This is a genomic window from Streptomyces luteolifulvus (assembly GCF_008806595.1).
Classification (GTDB): domain Bacteria; phylum Actinomycetota; class Actinomycetes; order Streptomycetales; family Streptomycetaceae; genus Streptomyces; species Streptomyces luteolifulvus.
The window spans coordinates 103,479-121,234 of sequence record NZ_VZRB01000010.1; the positions used below are offsets into that span (position 1 = coordinate 103,479).

The following is a 17,756-nucleotide window of genomic DNA, read 5'->3' on the forward strand; positions in this document are numbered from 1 at the left end:
GCTGGACAGGCCCTGCTAGCGAATGACGACGACCTGTTCGCCGACCAGCGCGAACTTCCACATCGCGTAGCCGTCCGCCCGGGACTCCCGGATGCCGCCCGTGCGCACCTTCGGGTCGACCTGCTCCTTCGGCGGTCCCACGGCCGCGCTGAAACCGATGTGCACCCCGTCCCTGCTGGTGAAACGGACGACGTGCTCGATGGGGGTACCGTCCGTGCCGGTGACCGCCCCGGAACGGGACGTGACCCGGTGGACACCGGTGCGCGGGTCGACCGACCCGGGCACGACCCGGAACGTGCGCCGGACCTTGTTGCCCGCGCCGACCAGCCACACCCGGTCGTCGTCCAGCGAGTAGACGACCCGCCGGCCGGTGCCGGACCCGGCGGGCAGGGCGGCGGGGTTCCTCTTGTCCCGGGGCATCTTCGAGGCGGCCGCTGCGGGGGAGTTGCGCTCGTGGCCCCCGCCCAGGCTGCCCGGGACGCTCGCCGAGGCCTGGTAGGCGAGGACGCCGACCGTCGCGAGGGCCGCCGCGGTGAGCCCGGCCACGAATCCGGCGCTGCCTGTTGACACCGTCGCCCACCTCGGTCGTCTCGTACGTCACGCTTCGTGGCGACGGTAGCAGCAGGAGCCCGCCCGACCGGGGCGGCCGTCCCGCGCCGGGCCCGTGTCGGAATCCCGGCTGTCCCGAGCCGTCCGACACAGGCCCTGCGGAGCCGTAGGCTGTTTGCGTGCTCTTGCTCGCTCTGGATACCGCCACCCCCGCCGTCACCGTCGCCCTGCACGACGGCACGGCCGTCATCGCCTCGTCGAGCCAGGTGGACGCGCGCCGGCACGGAGAGCTGCTGCTGCCGGCCGTGGACCGTGTGTTCGCCGAGGCCGGGCTCACGCTCGACGCCGTCAGCGGCATCGTTGTCGGCATCGGCCCCGGCCCCTACACCGGACTGCGGGTCGGTCTGATGACCGCGGACACCTTCGGGCTCGCGCTCGGCGTCCCCGTGCACGGTGTGTGCACGCTCGACGGCCTCGCGTACGCCGCCGACATCGAGAAGGGCCCCTTCGTCGTGGCGACCGACGCCCGCCGCAAGGAGGTCTACTGGGCGCGGTACGCCGACTCCCGTACCCGGCTGACCGACCCCGCAGTCGACCGTCCCGCCGACATCGCCGGCCGGGTGGCGGGGCTGCCCGCCGTCGGCGCCGGCGCGCTGCTGTACCCGGACACCTTCCCGAACGTGCACGAGCCCGAGCGTGTGTCCGCCGCCGCCCTCGCCTCCCTGGCCGCCGAGAAACTGGCCGCGGGCGAGGCGCTCCCGGCTCCCAGACCGCTCTACCTGCGCCGTCCCGACGCCCAGGTCCCCAAGAACTACAAGGTGGTCACCCCCAAGTGACCGACACCATGACCTTTCGACTGCGCGAGATGCGCTGGTGGGACATCGACCCCGTGCTCGAGCTGGAGAAGGATCTCTTCCCCGAGGACGCCTGGTCGCGGGGGATGTTCTGGTCCGAGCTGGCCCATTCGCGGGGGCCCGGGACGACCCGGCGGTATCTCGTCGCCGAGCACGGCGACCGCATCGTCGGCTACGCCGGCCTCGCCGCCTCCGGGGACCTCGCCGACATCCAGACCATCGCCGTGGCCCGCGACCAGTGGGGGACGGGGCTCGGCGGACAGCTGCTGACCGAACTGCTGCGGGCCGCGACCGCTTTCGACTGTGCCGAAGTGATGCTGGAGTGCCGGATCGACAACACCCGGGCGCAGAAGCTGTACGAGCGCTTCGGCTTCGAAGCCATCGGCTTCCGGCGCGGCTACTACCAGCCGGGCAACGTCGACGCCCTGGTGATGCGACTGACCGACCCAGCAACCTCCGTACAAGGAACCGAGATCAATGGCTGACGAACCGCTCGTCCTCGGCATCGAGACCTCCTGCGACGAGACCGGCGTCGGCATCGTCCGCGGCACCACCCTGCTGGCCGACGCCATCGCGTCCAGCGTCGACGAGCACGCCCGCTTCGGCGGGGTCGTGCCCGAGGTCGCCTCGCGGGCGCATCTGGAGGCGATGGTGCCGACCATCGGCCGTGCGCTGAAGGAGGCGGGGGTGAGCGCGCGGGACCTCGACGGCGTCGCGGTGACCGCCGGTCCCGGCCTGGCCGGTGCACTGCTGGTCGGCGTCTCGGCGGCGAAGGCGTACGCCTACGCGCTCGGCAAGCCCCTGTACGGCGTCAACCACCTCGCCTCCCACATCTGCGTCGACCAGCTGGAGCACGGCGCGCTGCCGGAGCCGACGATGGCGCTGCTGGTGTCCGGCGGGCACTCCTCCCTGCTGCTGTCCTCGGACATCACCTCGGACGTCCGGCCCATGGGCGCGACGATCGACGACGCGGCCGGCGAGGCCTTCGACAAGATCGCGCGCGTGCTGAATCTGGGCTTCCCGGGCGGCCCGGTGATCGACCGGTACGCGAAGGAGGGCGATCCGTCGGCGATCGCGTTCCCGCGTGGTCTGACCGGCCCGCGCGACCCGGCGTACGACTTCTCCTTCTCCGGTCTGAAGACGGCCGTGGCCCGCTGGATCGAGGCGAAGCGTGCGGCGGGTGAGGAGGTGCCGGTGCGCGATGTGGCGGCCTCGTTCCAGGAGGCGGTCGTGGATGTGCTGACGCGCAAGGCCGTACGGGCCTGCAAGGACGAGGGCGTCGACCATCTGATGATCGGCGGCGGTGTCGCGGCCAACTCCCGGCTGCGGGCGCTGGCCCAGGAGCGCTGCGAGGCGGCCGGCATCCGGCTGCGTGTGCCGCGGCCCAAGCTGTGCACCGACAACGGGGCGATGGTGGCGGCGCTCGGCGCGGAGATGGTGGCCCGGAACCGGCCCGCCTCCAGCTGGGACCTGTCGGCGGACTCCTCCCTGCCGGTGACGGACCCGCATGTCCCAGGGCACGACCATGTCCACGAAGTCAGCAAGGAGAACCTCTACTCATGACGGTCGCGTTGATGTGGGAGGCCCGGGCGGCGGAGGGGCGGAGCGAGGAACTCCTGGCCTGGGCCCGCCGGCAGGAGCTGACCGAGCGTCCCGTACGCCGCGAGAGCTTCCGTGCCCCGCAGGACCGGGTCCTGGTCATCACCTGGTGGGACGCGGCCCTCGACGCCGAACTCCCCGAACTGCCCGAGCCGGACGCGGAGCTGATGACCCGCTCGGTGCATCGGTGGCGGTTCGAGTCGCTCGGCGAGGGCTGAGGAGGGGCAGTTCGGGGGCATCTTGGCACCTTTGAGGCGTACATGAGTGCCCGCCTCCGGCAGGAACGGTCAGAACACCAGCAACTCGCCCTGGACGCCGGGCAGTTGCAATGGGGCCACGTAGTATCGCCGCCCCTTCGTCACGATGGCCCGTAGGGCTACGATCGCCGTCATGGCAGCCCGGGAGCCCGTCGCGACGCTCGCCGAGATCGCGCGAGAGGCCGGCGTGTCCGCGCCGACCGTTTCGAAGGTCCTCAACGGCCGCGCCGATGTGGCCCCCGCGACCCGCACCCGTGTCGAGGAACTGCTGCGCGCCCACGGTTACCGGCGCCGGCGGGCGGAGGCGAGCCGTTCGCCGCTGATCGACCTCGTCTTCCACGAGTTGGAGAGCGCGTGGGCGATGGAGGTCATCCGGGGGGTGGAGAACGTGGCGAGGCAGGCGGGCCTCGGCGTCGTGCTCTCCGAGAGCGCGGGCCGGCTGACCCCCGGCCGGACCTGGGCCGACCAGGTCGCCGCCCGCCGCCCGCACGGAGTGATCCTCGTGCTGTCCGGGCTCGACGCGTCCCAGCGTGCGCTGCTGAACAGCCGTTCCATCCCGTACGTGGTGATGGACCCGGCCGGCGACCCGGGCCCGGAGATGCCGTCGATCGGCGCCACCAACTTGCAGGGCGGGCTTGCCGCCACCCGGCATCTGGTCGAGCTGGGGCACACCCGGATCGGCGCGATCAGCGGACCGTCCCGCATGATGTGCAGCCGTGCCCGCATCGACGGCTACCGGGCCGCCCTGGAGACGGCCGGGCTGCCGGTCGACCCCGCGCTCGTCGCCGACGGCGATTTCCACCACGAGACCGGCTACCGGTGCGGGCTGGAGCTGCTGCGCAGGCCCTACCGGCCCACCGCCGTGTTCGCGGGCAACGACCTCCAGGCGCTCGGGCTGTACGAGGCCGCGCGCGAGCTGGGGCTGCGCATCCCGGAGGACCTGAGCGTGGTCGGGTTCGACGATCTGCCGGTGGCGCGCTGGGTCGGGCCGCCGCTGACGACCGTACGGCAGCCGCTCACGGAGATGGCCGAGGCGGCCGCGAAGCTGGTGCTGGACCTCGGACGCGAGGACGGCTCCGATGCGGAGGCGACGAGCGTGGAGGCGACGAGCGTGGAGCTGGCGACCAGCCTGGTGGTGCGCGGCAGCACGGGGGTGCCTCCCGTGGGCGGGGTCTGAGCGGGACCTGAGAAGCGTGAGATTCCCCGAAGAAAACAGACCCGGACCCCAACCACTAACAATCTCCTAATAATTCGGACCTACGTTCACCCCCGTGACCGGACACTCGGAGATCGGCGACGACAGCAGACGGACGGGCCGGCGGACGGGGCTGAGGAAGGCCGTCGGCCTCACGCTGGCCGGCGCCCTGGTCCTGGGCATCGCCACGGCGGGGTGGGCCTACTGGCATCTGAACAGCAACATCAAGAGCGTCGACATCAACAGCGCCCTCGGCGACGACCGGCCGGCGAAGGCGGTGACCACCTCGACGCCCTCCGGCACGGCCTCCCCCTCCGCGCTGCCCACCGAGGCCCTGAACATCCTGGTCCTGGGCTCCGACTCGCGCAGCGGCAAGGAGAACCAGGAACTCGGCGGCGGAAGCAGCACCGGCGCCCGTTCCGACACGGCGATGGTCGTCCACATCGACGCAGGCCGTGCCTCCGCCACCGTCGTCAGCATCCCGCGCGACACGCTCGTCACCCGCCCGTCCTGCCCGCTGCCCTCAGGGGGGACCTCGGCGGTGGCGTACGACGCGATGTTCAACAGCGCCTACTCGCTGGGCGGTCCGGTGTGTGCCGTCAAGACGGTCGAGTCGATCACCGACGTCCGTATGGACCACTACATCGAGATCGACTTCTCCGGTTTCGCGCAGCTGGTGAACGCGCTCGGCGGGGTCACCGTCACCACGGACGAGGACATCGACGACGACGACAGCCACCTGACACTCGCGGCCGGCACCCACACCCTCAACGGCACCCAGGCCCTGGCCCTGGCCCGCACCCGGCACGGCATAGGCGACGGCAGCGACCTGGGCCGAATAGGGCTCCAGCAGAAGCTCGTGAAGGCCCTGCTGGAACAGATCGCCTCGACGAACCTCCTCGCCGACCCGGCCGAGCTGTACGCCGTCGCCGACGCGGTGACCGGCAGCCTGACCACGGACACCGGCCTCGACTCGCTCAACGAGCTGATGCGCCTCGGCCAGAGCCTGAAGGGCCTGTCGGCGGACGAGGTGACGACGGTGACCATGCCGGTCGTGACGGCGGCCTCGGACAGCAACCGTGTGGTGGCGGACGAGCCGGAGGCCGGCGAACTCTGGGATTCACTGCGCTGACCTGCGGAAACAGGACCGCGGAAGAAACTTCGGAGAATGTCGGCTCCTGTGTCGATCCGGGTGTCTCCCGATCGACGCAGGGGTGAGAGGCCGGAAAGGTCCCGGCCCTTACCGACACGAGGAGTCACCATGCCGCGCTACCTCTCCCTGGTCCGTATCGACGAGGCGAACGCTCCCGCCGAGGGCCCCAGCCCCGAGCTGATGCAGCGGATGGGCGAGCTGATCGAGGAGATGACGAAGGCCGGGGTCCTGCTCGACACCGCCGGTCTGACCCCGTCCGCCCAGGGCAGCCGGGTGCACTACACGGGCGGCGAACTCTCCGTCACCGACGGACCCTTCACCGAGTCCAAGGAGGTCATCGGGGGCTACGCCCTCATGCAGGCCAAGGATCAAGCCGAGGCGATCGAGTGGACCAAGCGGTTCCTGAAGATCCACGAGGCGCACTGGACGGTGACCTGCGAGGTGCGGGAGATCGTGGAGGGCTGAACCCTCCTTTGCTTCGGGCCGCCCCGGGTGTTGCATGGAGGGTTGTGAGCTCACAGCCCTCCGCAGTCCCGCCCTCCGCCGACCCGCGCGGCACCGTACGCGGCACCGTCGAGACCGTCTTCCGCATGGAGTCCCCGCGGATCATCGCCGGCGTCGCCCGTATCGTGCGGGACGTCGGCATCGCCGAGGAACTGGCGCAGGACGCGCTGGTGGCCGCCCTGGAGCAGTGGCCGCGGGACGGGGTGCCGGACAACCCGGGCGCCTGGCTCATGGCCGCCGCCCGGCACCGCGCCGTCGATCTGATCCGGCGCCGGGAGAACTACGCCCGCAAGCTCCAGGAGATCGGGCGGGACCTGTCGGTCACCGCACCCCCGAAGGAGCCCGCCGACCCCGAGGACATCGACGACGACCTGCTCCGGCTCGTCTTCACCGCCTGCCACCCGGTCCTGTCCGCCGAGGCGCGCATCGCCCTGACGCTGCGTCTGCTCGGCGGTCTGACCACCGCCGAGATCGCCCGTGCGTTCCTGGTGCCGGAGCCGACGGTCGCCCAGCGCATCGTGCGCGCGAAGCGGACCCTGGCGGCGAAGAACGTCGCCTTCGAGGTGCCGTACGGGCCCGACCGCGAGGCCCGCCTCGGCTCCGTCCTCGACGTCATCTACCTGATCTTCAACGAGGGATACGCCGCCACGGCCGGCGACGACTGGCTGCGCCCCTCCCTGTGCGAGGACGCCCTGCGCCTGGCCCGGGTGCTGGCCGGTCTGATGCCCAAGGAACCGGAGGTCCACGGCCTGGCCTCCCTCATGGAGTTCCAGGCGTCCCGCGCCGCCTCCCGCACCGGCCCGCACGGGGAGCCCGTCCTGCTCCGCGACCAGAACCGCCGCCGCTGGAACCGCATGCTGATCGCCCGCGGCATCACCGCCCTGGACCGCGCCACCGCGACCGCCACCGGCGCCCCCGGCCCGTACGCCCTCCAGGCCGCGATCGCCGCCTGTCACGCGCTCGCACACTCCTACGAGGAGACCGACTGGCAGAAGATCGCCACCCTGTACGGCCTGCTCGCCGCCCGCGCCCCGTCCCCCGTAGTCCAACTCAACCGCGCGGTCGCGGTGTCGATGGCCGAGGGCCCCGGCCCGGCCCTGGACATCGTCGACACCCTCACCGCCGAACCGGCCCTGCGGGACTACCACTTGCTGCCGAGCGTGCGCGGCGATCTGCTGGCCCGGCTCGGGCGTACGACGGAGGCACGGGCCGAGTTCGAACGGGCGGCGGGGCTGACGCGGAACGAACGGGAACGGGAGCTGCTGGCAGCCAGGACGCGGGAGTGCGGTTCCTGAGCGCCTGTGACACAGGCTCTAACGGGAGTGCGGCTCCTGGGGTGAGGCGACCGTCGGCTGTGCGGGGGCTCCCACAAGCATGGCCGGTGCCCCCGCCATCCGGGTCAGGAACACGGTCGCCGAGTGCGGCCCGTGCGGCTTGGGAAGCACCTTGCGGCGCAGTTCCTCCGGCTCCACCGCCGAACCACGCTTCTTCACGGTCAGGATCCCGACCTCACGCTCCCGCAGCAGGGCCTTCAGCTTCTTCACGTTGAAGGGGAGCCGGTCGGTGATCTCGTACGCCGAGGCGTACGGCGTCGGTCGCAGTTCGTCCGCCGTGATGTACGCGATGGTCTCGTCGATCAGCCCGCCGTCGAGTTCCCCGGCCACCTCCGCGACCAGATGGGCCCGGATGACGGCGCCGTCGGGCTCGTACACATAGCGCCCCACGGGCCGGACCCGGGGATGCGGCAGGCCCCTGCCGAGCAGGGTGCGCGGCCCCGGCAGCAGGGTGGCGCGTACCGCGCCGGGCGCGGTGCCGAACCACAGCACCGCCTCCTTCACGTCCCCGCCGTCGGAGATCCACTCGGCCTCGGCCTCGGCGGGCACGGCCTCGTGCGGGATGCCGGGGGCGATCTTCAGTGCGGCGTGGGGCGCCCCGCGGGCCGCTTCCACGGCCCAGGACAATGGCGGCGAGTACGCCTCCGGGTCGAAGATCCGCCCACGCCCGCCGCGCCTCGCGGGATCGACGAACACGGCGTCGCAGCCGGCCGTCTCCACCTCCGTGACGTCCGCCTCCCGCACCTCGATCAGACCGGCGAGGCCCAGCGCCTGGGCGTTGGCGCGTGCCGTCGCCGCCGTCAGCGGGTCCCGGTCCACCGCGAGGACCCGGATCCCGGCCCGGGCGAGCGCGATCGCGTCCCCGCCGATCCCGCAGCACAGGTCCGCGACGGAGGTCACGCCCAGCGCCTTGAGCCGTCCGGCCCGGTACGCCGCCACACTCGCCCGGGTCGACTGCTCCACCCCGTTCGGGGTGAAGTACATCCGCCCCGCGTCCTCGGCCCCGAACTTCGCCGCCGCCCGCTGCCGCAGTCGCGCCTGTCCGAGCGCGGCGGACACCAGCTCGGCCGGGTGCTCGCGCCGCAGCCGGGTGGCGACCGTGAGTTCGTGTGCGGGGTCGGTATCGCGCACCTCGTCGAGGAGGGCGCGGCCTTCGGGGGTGAGGAGGGCGTCGAGGTCGTTCACCGGCTCATTGTGGGCCAGTCGGTGGAAGGTGCGCCTCCGGCGGCGGGCCGGGCCGGGGTGTCGGCCGGGGGCGGGGGCGGTGTCCTGCCAGGATCCGGCCCCATGCGAGCAGTACGAAAAAATGACAAATGCCGGGCTTCTACGGTGCTGCGGGTCCACGGCACGGTCCTCGTGCTCGCCGTGGCCACCCTCGCCTCCGGCTGTGCTCAGGGCGATTCCGGGGAAGTACGGCCGGCCTCCGGGCAGCAGCCCCTGCAGGCACCCCCGGCCCGCGCCCTCCAGCGCTACGCCGCACAGCTGCGCGCCGAGCACGCCGCCCGGGTCGCCGCCGCGAAGCGCTGGGGCCTGGCGAAGGCCCCGCTGCCCGCGCCGCCGCCCCCGGCGAAGAAGCCCGTCATCAGGACCCGCAAGGGCTTCGAGGTGGACGACCACAGGGAACTCGGCCTCCCCCCGGTCTTCACCACCGTCCCCACCCGGCAGAAGGTCGTCTTCCTCACCATCGACGACGGCGCCGAGAAGGACCGGGCCTTCCTGCGGATGATGAGCGATCTGAAGATCCCGTACACCGCCTTCCTCAGCGACTATCTGATCAAGGAGGACTACGGCTACTTCAAGCGCATGCAGGCCAGGGGAGTGGTGCTGAACAACCACACCCTGCACCACCCGTACCTGCGCGGGCTGTCGTACGCCCGCCAGAAGGCCGAGATCTGCGGCATGCAGGACGTGATCGAGAAGCGCTACGGCACACGCCCGGTCCTCTTCCGCCCGCCCTTCGGCAGCTACAACCAGGACACCCTGCGTGCCGCGAAGAGCTGCGGCGTCAAGTACGCGCCGCTGTGGGACCAGGAGGTCTTCGTCGACCGCTGGGAGTACCGCGAGTGGGACCGGGACATCCACCCCGGCGACATCGTCCTCACGCACTTCCGGGGCCGGACGCACTGGAAGGGCACGATGCCCGACATGATCCGCCGCTTCATGAACAAGATCACAGCCAAGGGTTACGCGGTGGCCCGGCTGGAGGACTATCTGTGAGGTTGCGGGCACTGACGGCCGCGGCACTCGCGGCGGCTCTCCTCGGCGCCTGCGCCCGTTCCGTCGACCCCGTCGAACGGCTCGGCCCGAAGGCCGCCCAGCGAGCCCGTATCCACGAACCGTCGTCCGCCGAGCCCGCGTACCGCCGCTGGGGCCTCACCGCCCCCCTCTCCCCGGCCCCGCACCCGCCCGACCGGCCCCCCGGCACCCGCGCCGCGGGCTCGGGCCTCCCGCCCGTCGTGCACCGCGTGCACACCCGCGACAAGGTCGTCTTCCTGACCTACGACGACGGCGCCGAGAAGGACCCGCGGTTCGTCGACATGGTCCGTGAACTACGGATCCCCGTCAGCCTGTTCCTCACGGACAGCGTCGTCGGCCCGGGCTACGCCCGCTTCGCCCGCCTCCGGTCGGCCGGCGCGACCGTCCAGAACCACACCCTCGACCATCCCGCCCTGCGCGGTCTGCCCTACGCCGGCCAGCGCGCCGAGATCTGCGGCCAGCAGGACAAACTCAGGTCCCGCTTCGGCATCCGCCCCCGCCTCTTCCGGCCCCCCTACGGCACCTACGACACGACCACCCTCCGCGCCGCCGCCGACTGCGGCGTCTCGGCGGTCGTCCTGTGGAGCGCGTCCATGGAGCCCACCGGCACGCTCACGTACGCCGACAGCGAGCACCACCTGCGCCCCGGCGACATCGTGTCGCTCCCATCGAACGACCCGACCGGCACCACACTGAGGAAACGAACGGAACGACTGCTGCGGAAGGTGCAGGGGAGGGGACTGACGGTGGGACGGCTGGAGGACTACCTGTAGGGCCCTTGAGGACTGCCTGCAGGGCCTTTTCAGCGGCCCTTTCTCAGCGGCTCCTTTCAGCTCAGCTTCTCAGCGGCTCCTTTCAGCGCCGGTCGCGGCACCTACAGCCCGTCCGGCGTTTGAGGACGAGGCCCGTTCAGGGCCGAAGCGGGGGCCTGGGGCGGCAGCCCCCAGACACACAGACCCAGGGCACCCTGGCAAACGAAACGCCCACCGAAAACCCCCCGCCACGCCGCAGGCATTGGCACTCCGCTTGACCGAGTGCTAACCGCAGTCATAGTCTCGGCTCTGGCACTCCCCCCTGGAGAGTGCCAACCACGCGACGGGCAGGTCCGGCACCCGCGACGACGGATCGACCTGGTCGCCACCTCAGACAGTTAACCCCGTGAGATCTCCGAAGGGGGAGGTCGGATCGTGACGACCGCCAGCTCCAAGGTTGCCATCAAGCCGCTCGAGGACCGCATCGTGGTCCAGCCGCTGGACGCCGAGCAGACCACGGCCTCTGGCCTGGTCATTCCGGACACTGCCAAGGAGAAGCCCCAGGAGGGCGTCGTCCTGGCCGTGGGCCCGGGCCGTTTCGAGAACGGCGAGCGGCTTCCGCTCGACGTCAAGACCGGCGACATCGTGCTGTACAGCAAGTACGGCGGCACCGAGGTGAAGTACAACGGCGAGGAGTACCTCGTCCTCTCGGCTCGCGACGTGCTCGCGATCATCGAGAAGTAGTTCACCCCGAAGCAATTGCTTTGAGCTGCGCCCCTGGCCCCCGCGACCACCAACTAGCCGGGCGCCCGGGGCGCAGTCTCTTTTCACCTAGATTTCCGAGAGGGCTCACGCTCCCATGGCGAAGATCCTGAAGTTCGACGAGGACGCCCGTCGCGCCCTCGAGCGCGGCGTCAACAAGCTTGCCGACACGGTCAAGGTGACGATCGGCCCCAAGGGCCGCAATGTCGTCATCGACAAGAAGTTCGGCGCGCCCACCATCACCAACGACGGTGTCACCATCGCCCGCGAGGTCGAGGTCGAGGACCCGTACGAGAACCTCGGCGCCCAGCTGGTGAAGGAGGTGGCGACCAAGACCAACGACATCGCGGGTGACGGCACCACCACCGCCACCGTGCTCGCCCAGGCGCTGGTCCGCGAGGGCCTGAAGAACGTCGCCGCGGGTGCCTCCCCGGCCGCCCTGAAGAAGGGCATCGACGCCGCCGTCGCCGCGGTCTCCGAGGACCTGCTCGCCTCGGCCCGCCCGATCGACGAGAAGTCCGACATTGCCGCCGTCGCCGCGCTGTCCGCCCAGGACCAGCAGGTCGGCGAGCTCATCGCCGAGGCGATGGACAAGGTCGGCAAGGACGGTGTCATCACCGTCGAGGAGTCCAACACCTTCGGTCTGGAGCTGGACTTCACCGAGGGCATGGCCTTCGACAAGGGCTACCTGTCGCCGTACTTCGTGACGGACCAGGAGCGCATGGAGGCCGTCCTGGAGGACCCGTACATCCTCATCAACCAGGGCAAGATCTCCTCGATCCAGGACCTGCTGCCGCTGCTGGAGAAGGTCATCCAGGCGGGTGCGTCCAAGCCGCTGCTGATCATCGCCGAGGACGTCGAGGGCGAGGCCCTGTCGACCCTGGTCGTCAACAAGATCCGTGGCACCTTCAACGCCGTCGCGGTGAAGGCCCCCGGCTTCGGCGACCGCCGCAAGGCGATGCTCCAGGACATGGCCGTCCTCACCGGCGCCACGGTCATCTCCGAGGAGGTCGGCCTCAAGCTCGACCAGGCCGGTCTGGACGTGCTGGGCTCCGCCCGCCGCGTGACGGTCACCAAGGACGACACGACCGTCGTCGACGGCGCCGGCAGCTCCGAGGACGTCGCGGGCCGCGTCAACCAGATCAAGGCCGAGATCGAGAACACGGACTCCGACTGGGACCGCGAGAAGCTCCAGGAGCGCCTCGCGAAACTGGCCGGCGGTGTGTGCGTGATCAAGGTCGGCGCCGCCACCGAGGTGGAGCTGAAGGAGAAGAAGCACCGTCTGGAGGACGCCATCTCCGCGACCCGCGCCGCGGTCGAGGAGGGCATCGTCTCCGGTGGTGGCTCCGCGCTCGTCCACGCCGTGAAGGTCCTGGAGGACAACCTCGGCAAGACCGGCGACGAGGCCACCGGTGTCTCCGTGGTCCGCCGCGCCGCGGTCGAGCCGCTGCGCTGGATCGCCGAGAACGCCGGCCTTGAGGGCTACGTCATCGTCTCCAAGGTCGCCGAGCTGGAGAAGGGCAACGGCTACAACGCCGCCACCGGTGAGTACGGCGACCTGGTCAAGGCCGGCGTCATCGACCCGGTCAAGGTCACCCGCTCCGCCCTGGAGAACGCCGCCTCCATCGCCTCCCTGCTGCTGACGACCGAGACCCTGGTCGTCGAGAAGAAGGAAGAGGAAGAGCCGGCCGCCGCGGGCCACGGCCACGGCCACGCGCACTGACGCGAGCCGACCCGGCGGTGAGCAACAGATGAGGCCCGGCACCCACGGGGGTGCCGGGCCTCACCCGCGTTCCTTACCTCTCCAGCGCGTCCAGCGCTCCCAGCTGGGCCATCAGCCCCAGCCGGTCGTACTGCCACCAGCCTTCGGCGATCTTCCCGTCCTCGCGGCACCGGAAGATGGACGTCCCGGTCATCATGACCTGTTTCCCGGTGGGGGCGATCCCCATGAAGTCGCCCTTGTGGGTCCCCCTCCAGGTCCACCGTGTGCACACCGTGTCACCTTGGGAGATCTGGTCCTCGACGGTGAACGCGAAGTCGAAGCCGCCCCGCCACATCTCCATCTCGCGGCGAATGGCGTCCATGCCGATGTTGTCCTGCTCGTTGGACGGATCGTGGTCGTGGTAGTCCTCGGCCATCAGCCCGTCGAGCGGCGGCAGGTCGCCCCGGGTGGCCATGACGTCGAACAGCCGGCGCACGTTCGCCGCGTACAACTGCTCGTCGCGCACCACGTCCAGATCGGTGAACGTGGGCATCTCGTCGCAGAGCGCGACCATCTCCTGAAAGATCCTGTCGGTCTCCGGAAGGTTCGAGTTCCGCATCGCCTCCTCGTACGACGGAAACTCCACGATCTCCACGAAGTGCGACGCGTCGGACCGGTCCCTGCCGACCAGGTCGTGAGTCGCCGTCCGCTTTCCCTGGGTCAGCTCGACCCACCTGTCCATCAGCTGGTTCAACTCGTCGAACCGGCTGGTCTTGCAGTCGATGAGCTGTACGAACGTCATGACGCAGCCTCCAGCCCCCCTGGCCCGCTGTTGTCACGCCCATTTTCGCACCAGAGGGCCCGCGTCACCCGGTCGGAGGAACGCTCACTGCGGCCCGTACCTGCGCCCCGTCCGCGAGCTGATCCCCCCGAGCAGCCCCCTCGGCACCACCTTCACGACGCCCATCAGCGCCTTGTACCGCGCGTCCGGGATCGACACCGTCTTGCCGCGCGCCAGGTCCCCGAGCGCCGCCGCGACGAGTTTGTCCGCGTCCAGCCACATCCAGCCGGGGATGTTGTCCGTGCCCATCCCGGCCCGCTCATGGAACTCCGTGCGCACGAAGCCCGGGCACAGCGCCATCAGACGCACCCCGCTGCCCGCCAGGTCCCGCGCGGCCCCCTGCGTGAACTGCACGACCCACGCCTTGGACGCCCCGTATGTCCCGCGCGGCACGAACGCCGCGACCGACGCGACGTTGACGACACCGCCGCGGCCCCGCTCCCGCATGGCCTCGGCCGCCGCCGACGTCAGCCGCAGCACCGCCTCGCAGTGGACCTTGAGCATCCTCAGCTCGTCGGTCATGGACACGTCGAGATAGCGGCCCTTGTTGCCGAAGCCGGCGTTGTTGACCAGCAGGTCGACCGGGTTCCTGCGGTCGGAGAGCCGGGCCGCCACCGTCTCGATGCCGGCGTCCTCCGCCAGGTCCGCCGTCAGCACCTCCGCCTCGATGCCGTGCCGGTCGTGCAGTTCGGTCGCCTGCTCCCGCAGCCGCTTGGTGTCCCGCGCCACCAGAACCAGGTCGTGCCCGTCAGCCGCGAGCCGTCGCGCGAACGCGGCACCGATGCCCGCGGTCGATCCCGTAATCAAAGCCGTTGTCATGACGCAAGATTAGTGACCCGTACCGAGCACGTCCGGTCAAGCGCACCGCTGCCCGATCAGTGAAGGCCTGGCCGGAAACCGACCGTTGGTACGCCGTCACGACCCGTATTTCTCCACATACTTGCGTGCCGCCTCCAGCGACTCGGGATGCAGCGCCGCACCCGCCACGAGCAGCCGGGGCAGCAGCTTCCGCTCGGTGGTCATCGCCCGGAACTGCACGGCCACGGTCACCTCGTGATCCGGACGGTGCACGATCCGGACCGCATCCCCGGCACGTACGTCACCGGGTTCGATCACCCGCAGATACGCCCCCGGCGCCCCCTCGAGCGTGAAGCGCTTCACCCATCCCTTCTCACCGAGGTGCTCCTGGAAGGTCCGGCACGGAATCCGCCCGCACGTGACCTCCAGGACCACCTCCGGCCCGATGCGCCAGCGCTCCCCGATCCGCGCGCCGGACACGTCCAGACCCTCGGTCGTGAGGTTCTCGCCGAACGCGCCGTTCGCCAGCGGCCGCCCCAGCGCGCGCTCCCAGTCGTCCAGGTCCTCCCGGGCCACCGCGTACACGGCCTGGTCGTCACCGCCGTGGTGGCGGGTGTCGCACACCGCGTCCCCGGCCAGCCCGCTCGCCCCGACCCCCTTGGGCCCGGGAGCCGCCACCCGCACCGGCCCGTCGGCCGGCCGCTTGTCGATCCCGGTCAGTCCCTCCGGCTGGTCCGTGTACGGAACGGCCCGCGCGCGGCCCACGTTCACTGTCAGAAGCCTCATGGCCGCACGGTAGGCGCCCGGAGTCAAAGCGTCCACGGAATATTCGCCGCCATACCAAAGAGTCACTTATCCTCGAAGGGTGATCGAAGCCCGTCATCTCCGTGTGCTGCGCGCCGTGGCCACCACCGGCTCCTTCTCGGCGGCCGGGCGTGAGCTCGGCTGCACCCAGCCCGCCGTCAGCCAGCAGATGAAGGCCCTGGAGGCCTCGGTCGGCACGCCCCTGCTGGTCCGCAGCGGGCGCGCGATGCGGCTGACGCAGGCCGGTGAGGCACTGGTCCGGCACGCCGCCGGCATCCTCGCCGGACTCACGGCGGCGGAGGAGGAGGTGGCCGCCATCGCGGGGCTGCGCGCCGGGCGGGTGCGGCTCGTCTCCTTCCCCAGCGGCAGCTCGACCCTCGTCCCCACGGCCCTTGCCGCCCTGCGTGCCGCGCATCCCGGCACCCGGGTCTCCCTGAAGGAGGCCGAGCCGCCGGCCTCCGTCGAACTGCTGCGCGAGGGCGACTGCGACGTGGCCCTCGCCTTCCGCTACGAGCGGGCGGCGGCCGCGGAGGAGTGGGACGACCTTGTCGTACGGCCCCTGCTGACCGACCGGCTCGTCGCCCTCGTCCCCGAACGGCACCGGCTCGCGGGCGCGGGGTTCGTCGCCATCGGGGAACTCGCGGGCGAACCGTGGATCGCGGGCTGCCCGCGCTGCCGCGGACAGTTGGTCGAGGTGTGCGAGGCGGCGGGCTTCACGCCCCGTATCGACTTCGCGACGGACGACTATCCGGCGGTCGTGGGTCTGGTGGGCGCCGGTCTCGGCGTCGCCGTCCTGCCCCAGCTCGCCGTCGAGTCCGTACGGCCGCGGGGTGCACGCACAGTGACACTGGAGCCGGCGGTGCGGCGCGAGATCGTCGGGCTCACGCTGCCCGATCTGGCGCAGGTGCCGGCGGTCGCGGCGACGCTGGACCAGCTGGCGCTGGCGGCGGCACGCTGAGGCGGAGCGTGCTCGGACGGAGGTCATGAGGCAGAAGTAAGGGCACGCGTGCGCGTGCCCAGAATGAAGAAACGTTATTTCAGGTGCTGGGGGTGGTCTCGCCGCCGCCGGCCGACGCCGACACCAGCCTGTTGCGCGCCCGCCCCATCAGCTCTTCGCGCTCGTCCTCGGTCAGGCCGCCCCACACGCCGTACGGCTCGCGCACCGCCAGCGCGTGCGCTGCGCACTGCGCGCGCACGGGGCATCTCATGCAGACCTCCTTGGCCGAGTTCTCACGAGCGCTCCGGGCCGCACCGCGCTCGCCCTCCGGATGGAAGAAGAGCGAGCTGTCCACCCCGCGACAGGCGGCCAGAAGCTGCCAGTCCCACAGGTCCGCGTTTGGTCCGGGAAGGCGGGAGAAATCTGCCATTGCGTGACCCCTTGTAGCCGTTCTGCGCGGATACGGTGTCCACGACCGTACATCTACGATCTAAGGAGATGAAAATATGACTCATTGCGAATCTAGCGTCACGCGCCAGTAAATGGGAAGAAAAAGGGCTGAATGGGGCATGGGTTGTGATGAAAGATTGAGGGTCCGCCCTGCATGTCTGCGCCGTATCCACGCCCTCACGTAGAGTGCCGAAGACGGCACACGGCCCCGTAACTCTTTCGAGTGACCGTCGTTGAGAGGGCGGAGGCGGTTGAAGCAACAAGTGCTCGGGCAGGCGTCCGAGACGGTCGACCGCACAGGTGACGATTCCGTACCAGCCTGGAGGCTCAAGGTGACGTGCATCAGCTGCGGAGGGCGGTCATGACATCCGTCCTCGTCTGCGACGACTCCCCGCTTGCCCGAGAGGCGCTCCGCCGCGCGGTCGCGACCGTGCCCGGCGTCGAGCGCGTGACGACGGCTGCCAACGGCGAGGAAGTCCTCCGCCGCTGGGGAGCCGACCGCTCGGACCTGATCCTTATGGACGTACGCATGCCCGGGCTGGGCGGCGTCGAGACCGTCCGCCGGCTGCTGTCCGCCGACCCCGGTGCCCGCATCATCATGCTCACCGTCGCCGAGGACCTCGACGGCGTGGCACTCGCCGTCGCCGCCGGCGCGCGCGGATATCTGCACAAGGACGCCTCCCGCGCGGAACTGCGGGCGACCGTCACCCAGGCCCTCGCGGACCCCACCTGGCGGCTCGCCCCGCGCCGGCTGCGCTCCGCGGAGATGGGCGCCGCGCCCACGCTCACCGCGCGTGAGATCCAGGTCCTCGAAGGCATGAGCCACGGCCGCTCCAACGCGGAGATCGGCCGCGAGCTGTTCCTCTCCGAGGACACGGTCAAGACGCACGCGCGGCGGCTCTTCAAGAAGCTCGGCGCCTCGGACCGGGCGCATGCCGTGGCGCTCGGCTTCCGGTGGGGTCTGGTCCGCTAGGCCAGGTCATCGGGTGTGTCGTAGCGGGGGTGCGGA

General features: G+C 70.9%; 20 protein-coding genes. 14 read left to right on the top strand and 6 right to left on the bottom strand.

Translation table 11 applies throughout. From position 1 onward, the window contains the following. Nucleotides 1-15: 15 nt before the first annotated feature. On the bottom strand, nucleotides 16-570 hold the full coding sequence (locus F7R91_RS16860; RefSeq protein WP_150949586.1) for a L,D-transpeptidase: 555 nt from the start codon (nucleotides 568-570) through the stop codon (nucleotides 16-18). A 158-nt stretch (nucleotides 571-728) separates the two neighbouring features. On the opposite strand from F7R91_RS16860, the gene tsaB reads away from it, so the two are divergent. From tsaB to F7R91_RS16900, 8 genes are all read left to right on the top strand, one after another. After that, nucleotides 729-1,385, top strand: coding sequence for a tRNA (adenosine(37)-N6)-threonylcarbamoyltransferase complex dimerization subunit type 1 TsaB (gene tsaB / locus F7R91_RS16865; RefSeq protein ID WP_150949588.1), 657 nt, complete (start codon nucleotides 729-731; stop codon nucleotides 1,383-1,385). A gap of 8 nt (nucleotides 1,386-1,393) precedes the next feature. Beyond that, complete coding sequence (rimI, locus tag F7R91_RS16870; protein ID WP_150949794.1) at nucleotides 1,394-1,888, top strand: ribosomal protein S18-alanine N-acetyltransferase; 495 nt, start codon at nucleotides 1,394-1,396, stop codon at nucleotides 1,886-1,888. After that, a complete protein-coding gene (gene tsaD / locus F7R91_RS16875; protein ID WP_150949590.1) occupies nucleotides 1,881-2,966 on the top strand; it encodes a tRNA (adenosine(37)-N6)-threonylcarbamoyltransferase complex transferase subunit TsaD in 1,086 nt (361 codons plus the stop codon). Before rimI ends, tsaD begins: the two co-directional genes overlap by 8 nt. Then, nucleotides 2,963-3,220: a hypothetical protein gene (locus F7R91_RS16880; RefSeq protein ID WP_150949592.1), complete on the top strand. Its 258-nt coding sequence runs from the start codon at nucleotides 2,963-2,965 to the stop codon at nucleotides 3,218-3,220. Before tsaD ends, F7R91_RS16880 begins: the two co-directional genes overlap by 4 nt. 172 nt (nucleotides 3,221-3,392) lie before the next feature. Beyond that, nucleotides 3,393-4,436 carry a LacI family DNA-binding transcriptional regulator gene (locus tag F7R91_RS16885; RefSeq protein WP_150949594.1) on the top strand — a complete coding sequence of 348 codons (1,044 nt, stop codon included), beginning with the start codon at nucleotides 3,393-3,395 and terminating at the stop codon, nucleotides 4,434-4,436. A gap of 94 nt (nucleotides 4,437-4,530) precedes the next feature. Beyond that, on the top strand, nucleotides 4,531-5,586 hold the full coding sequence (locus F7R91_RS16890) for an LCP family protein (protein WP_150949595.1): 1,056 nt from the start codon (nucleotides 4,531-4,533) through the stop codon (nucleotides 5,584-5,586). Nucleotides 5,587-5,715: 129 nt separating this feature from the next. Continuing rightward, nucleotides 5,716-6,072 carry a YciI family protein gene (locus F7R91_RS16895; RefSeq protein ID WP_150949598.1) on the top strand — a complete coding sequence of 119 codons (357 nt, stop codon included), beginning with the start codon at nucleotides 5,716-5,718 and terminating at the stop codon, nucleotides 6,070-6,072. A gap of 44 nt (nucleotides 6,073-6,116) precedes the next feature. Next, nucleotides 6,117-7,406, top strand: a complete 1,290-nt coding sequence (locus tag F7R91_RS16900) for an RNA polymerase sigma factor (protein ID WP_408056038.1) — start codon at nucleotides 6,117-6,119, stop codon at nucleotides 7,404-7,406. 18 nt (nucleotides 7,407-7,424) lie between these two features. On the opposite strand, the gene F7R91_RS16905 is transcribed toward F7R91_RS16900, so the two are convergent. Then, nucleotides 7,425-8,630, bottom strand: coding sequence for a class I SAM-dependent methyltransferase (locus tag F7R91_RS16905; protein WP_225320677.1), 1,206 nt, complete (start codon nucleotides 8,628-8,630; stop codon nucleotides 7,425-7,427). Between the two features lie 102 nt (nucleotides 8,631-8,732). Here F7R91_RS16905 and F7R91_RS16910 point away from each other — a divergent pair, with 102 nt between their 5' ends. The 4 genes from F7R91_RS16910 to groL all read left to right on the top strand — a co-directional run bounded on the left by F7R91_RS16910 (nucleotide 8,733) and on the right by groL (nucleotide 12,938). After that, nucleotides 8,733-9,662: a polysaccharide deacetylase family protein gene (locus F7R91_RS16910; RefSeq protein WP_191971518.1), complete on the top strand. Its 930-nt coding sequence runs from the start codon at nucleotides 8,733-8,735 to the stop codon at nucleotides 9,660-9,662. Continuing rightward, a complete protein-coding gene (locus F7R91_RS16915; protein WP_150949600.1) occupies nucleotides 9,659-10,474 on the top strand; it encodes a polysaccharide deacetylase family protein in 816 nt (271 codons plus the stop codon). The genes F7R91_RS16910 and F7R91_RS16915 overlap by 4 nt, the downstream gene beginning before the upstream one ends. A gap of 414 nt (nucleotides 10,475-10,888) precedes the next feature. Further along, on the top strand, nucleotides 10,889-11,197 hold the full coding sequence (gene groES / locus F7R91_RS16920; protein ID WP_055493212.1) for a co-chaperone GroES: 309 nt from the start codon (nucleotides 10,889-10,891) through the stop codon (nucleotides 11,195-11,197). Nucleotides 11,198-11,312: 115 nt separating this feature from the next. Continuing rightward, complete coding sequence (gene groL / locus F7R91_RS16925; protein WP_150949602.1) at nucleotides 11,313-12,938, top strand: chaperonin GroEL; 1,626 nt, start codon at nucleotides 11,313-11,315, stop codon at nucleotides 12,936-12,938. Between the two features lie 73 nt (nucleotides 12,939-13,011). Here groL and F7R91_RS16930 read toward each other — a convergent pair whose 3' ends face one another. From F7R91_RS16930 to F7R91_RS16940, 3 genes are all read right to left on the bottom strand, one after another. Continuing rightward, the gene (locus F7R91_RS16930) at nucleotides 13,012-13,719 is read right to left on the bottom strand and encodes an ester cyclase (protein ID WP_150949604.1); all 708 of its coding nucleotides are present in this window, start codon (nucleotides 13,717-13,719) and stop codon (nucleotides 13,012-13,014) included. A gap of 84 nt (nucleotides 13,720-13,803) precedes the next feature. Beyond that, on the bottom strand, nucleotides 13,804-14,577 hold the full coding sequence (locus tag F7R91_RS16935; RefSeq protein WP_150949606.1) for an SDR family NAD(P)-dependent oxidoreductase: 774 nt from the start codon (nucleotides 14,575-14,577) through the stop codon (nucleotides 13,804-13,806). Nucleotides 14,578-14,673: 96 nt separating this feature from the next. Continuing rightward, entirely contained in the window at nucleotides 14,674-15,342 is a 669-nt protein-coding gene (locus tag F7R91_RS16940; protein ID WP_150949608.1) for an MOSC domain-containing protein, read from the bottom strand. Between the two features lie 79 nt (nucleotides 15,343-15,421). On the opposite strand from F7R91_RS16940, the gene F7R91_RS16945 reads away from it, so the two are divergent. Continuing rightward, a complete protein-coding gene (locus F7R91_RS16945) occupies nucleotides 15,422-16,318 on the top strand; it encodes a LysR family transcriptional regulator (protein WP_150949610.1) in 897 nt (298 codons plus the stop codon). Nucleotides 16,319-16,397: 79 nt separating this feature from the next. Here F7R91_RS16945 and F7R91_RS16950 read toward each other — a convergent pair whose 3' ends face one another. After that, nucleotides 16,398-16,727: a WhiB family transcriptional regulator gene (locus tag F7R91_RS16950; RefSeq protein WP_150949611.1), complete on the bottom strand. Its 330-nt coding sequence runs from the start codon at nucleotides 16,725-16,727 to the stop codon at nucleotides 16,398-16,400. A gap of 381 nt (nucleotides 16,728-17,108) precedes the next feature. On the opposite strand from F7R91_RS16950, the gene F7R91_RS16955 reads away from it, so the two are divergent. Continuing rightward, nucleotides 17,109-17,720, top strand: coding sequence for a response regulator transcription factor (locus F7R91_RS16955; protein WP_003948568.1), 612 nt, complete (start codon nucleotides 17,109-17,111; stop codon nucleotides 17,718-17,720). Nucleotides 17,721-17,756 lie beyond the last annotated feature (36 nt).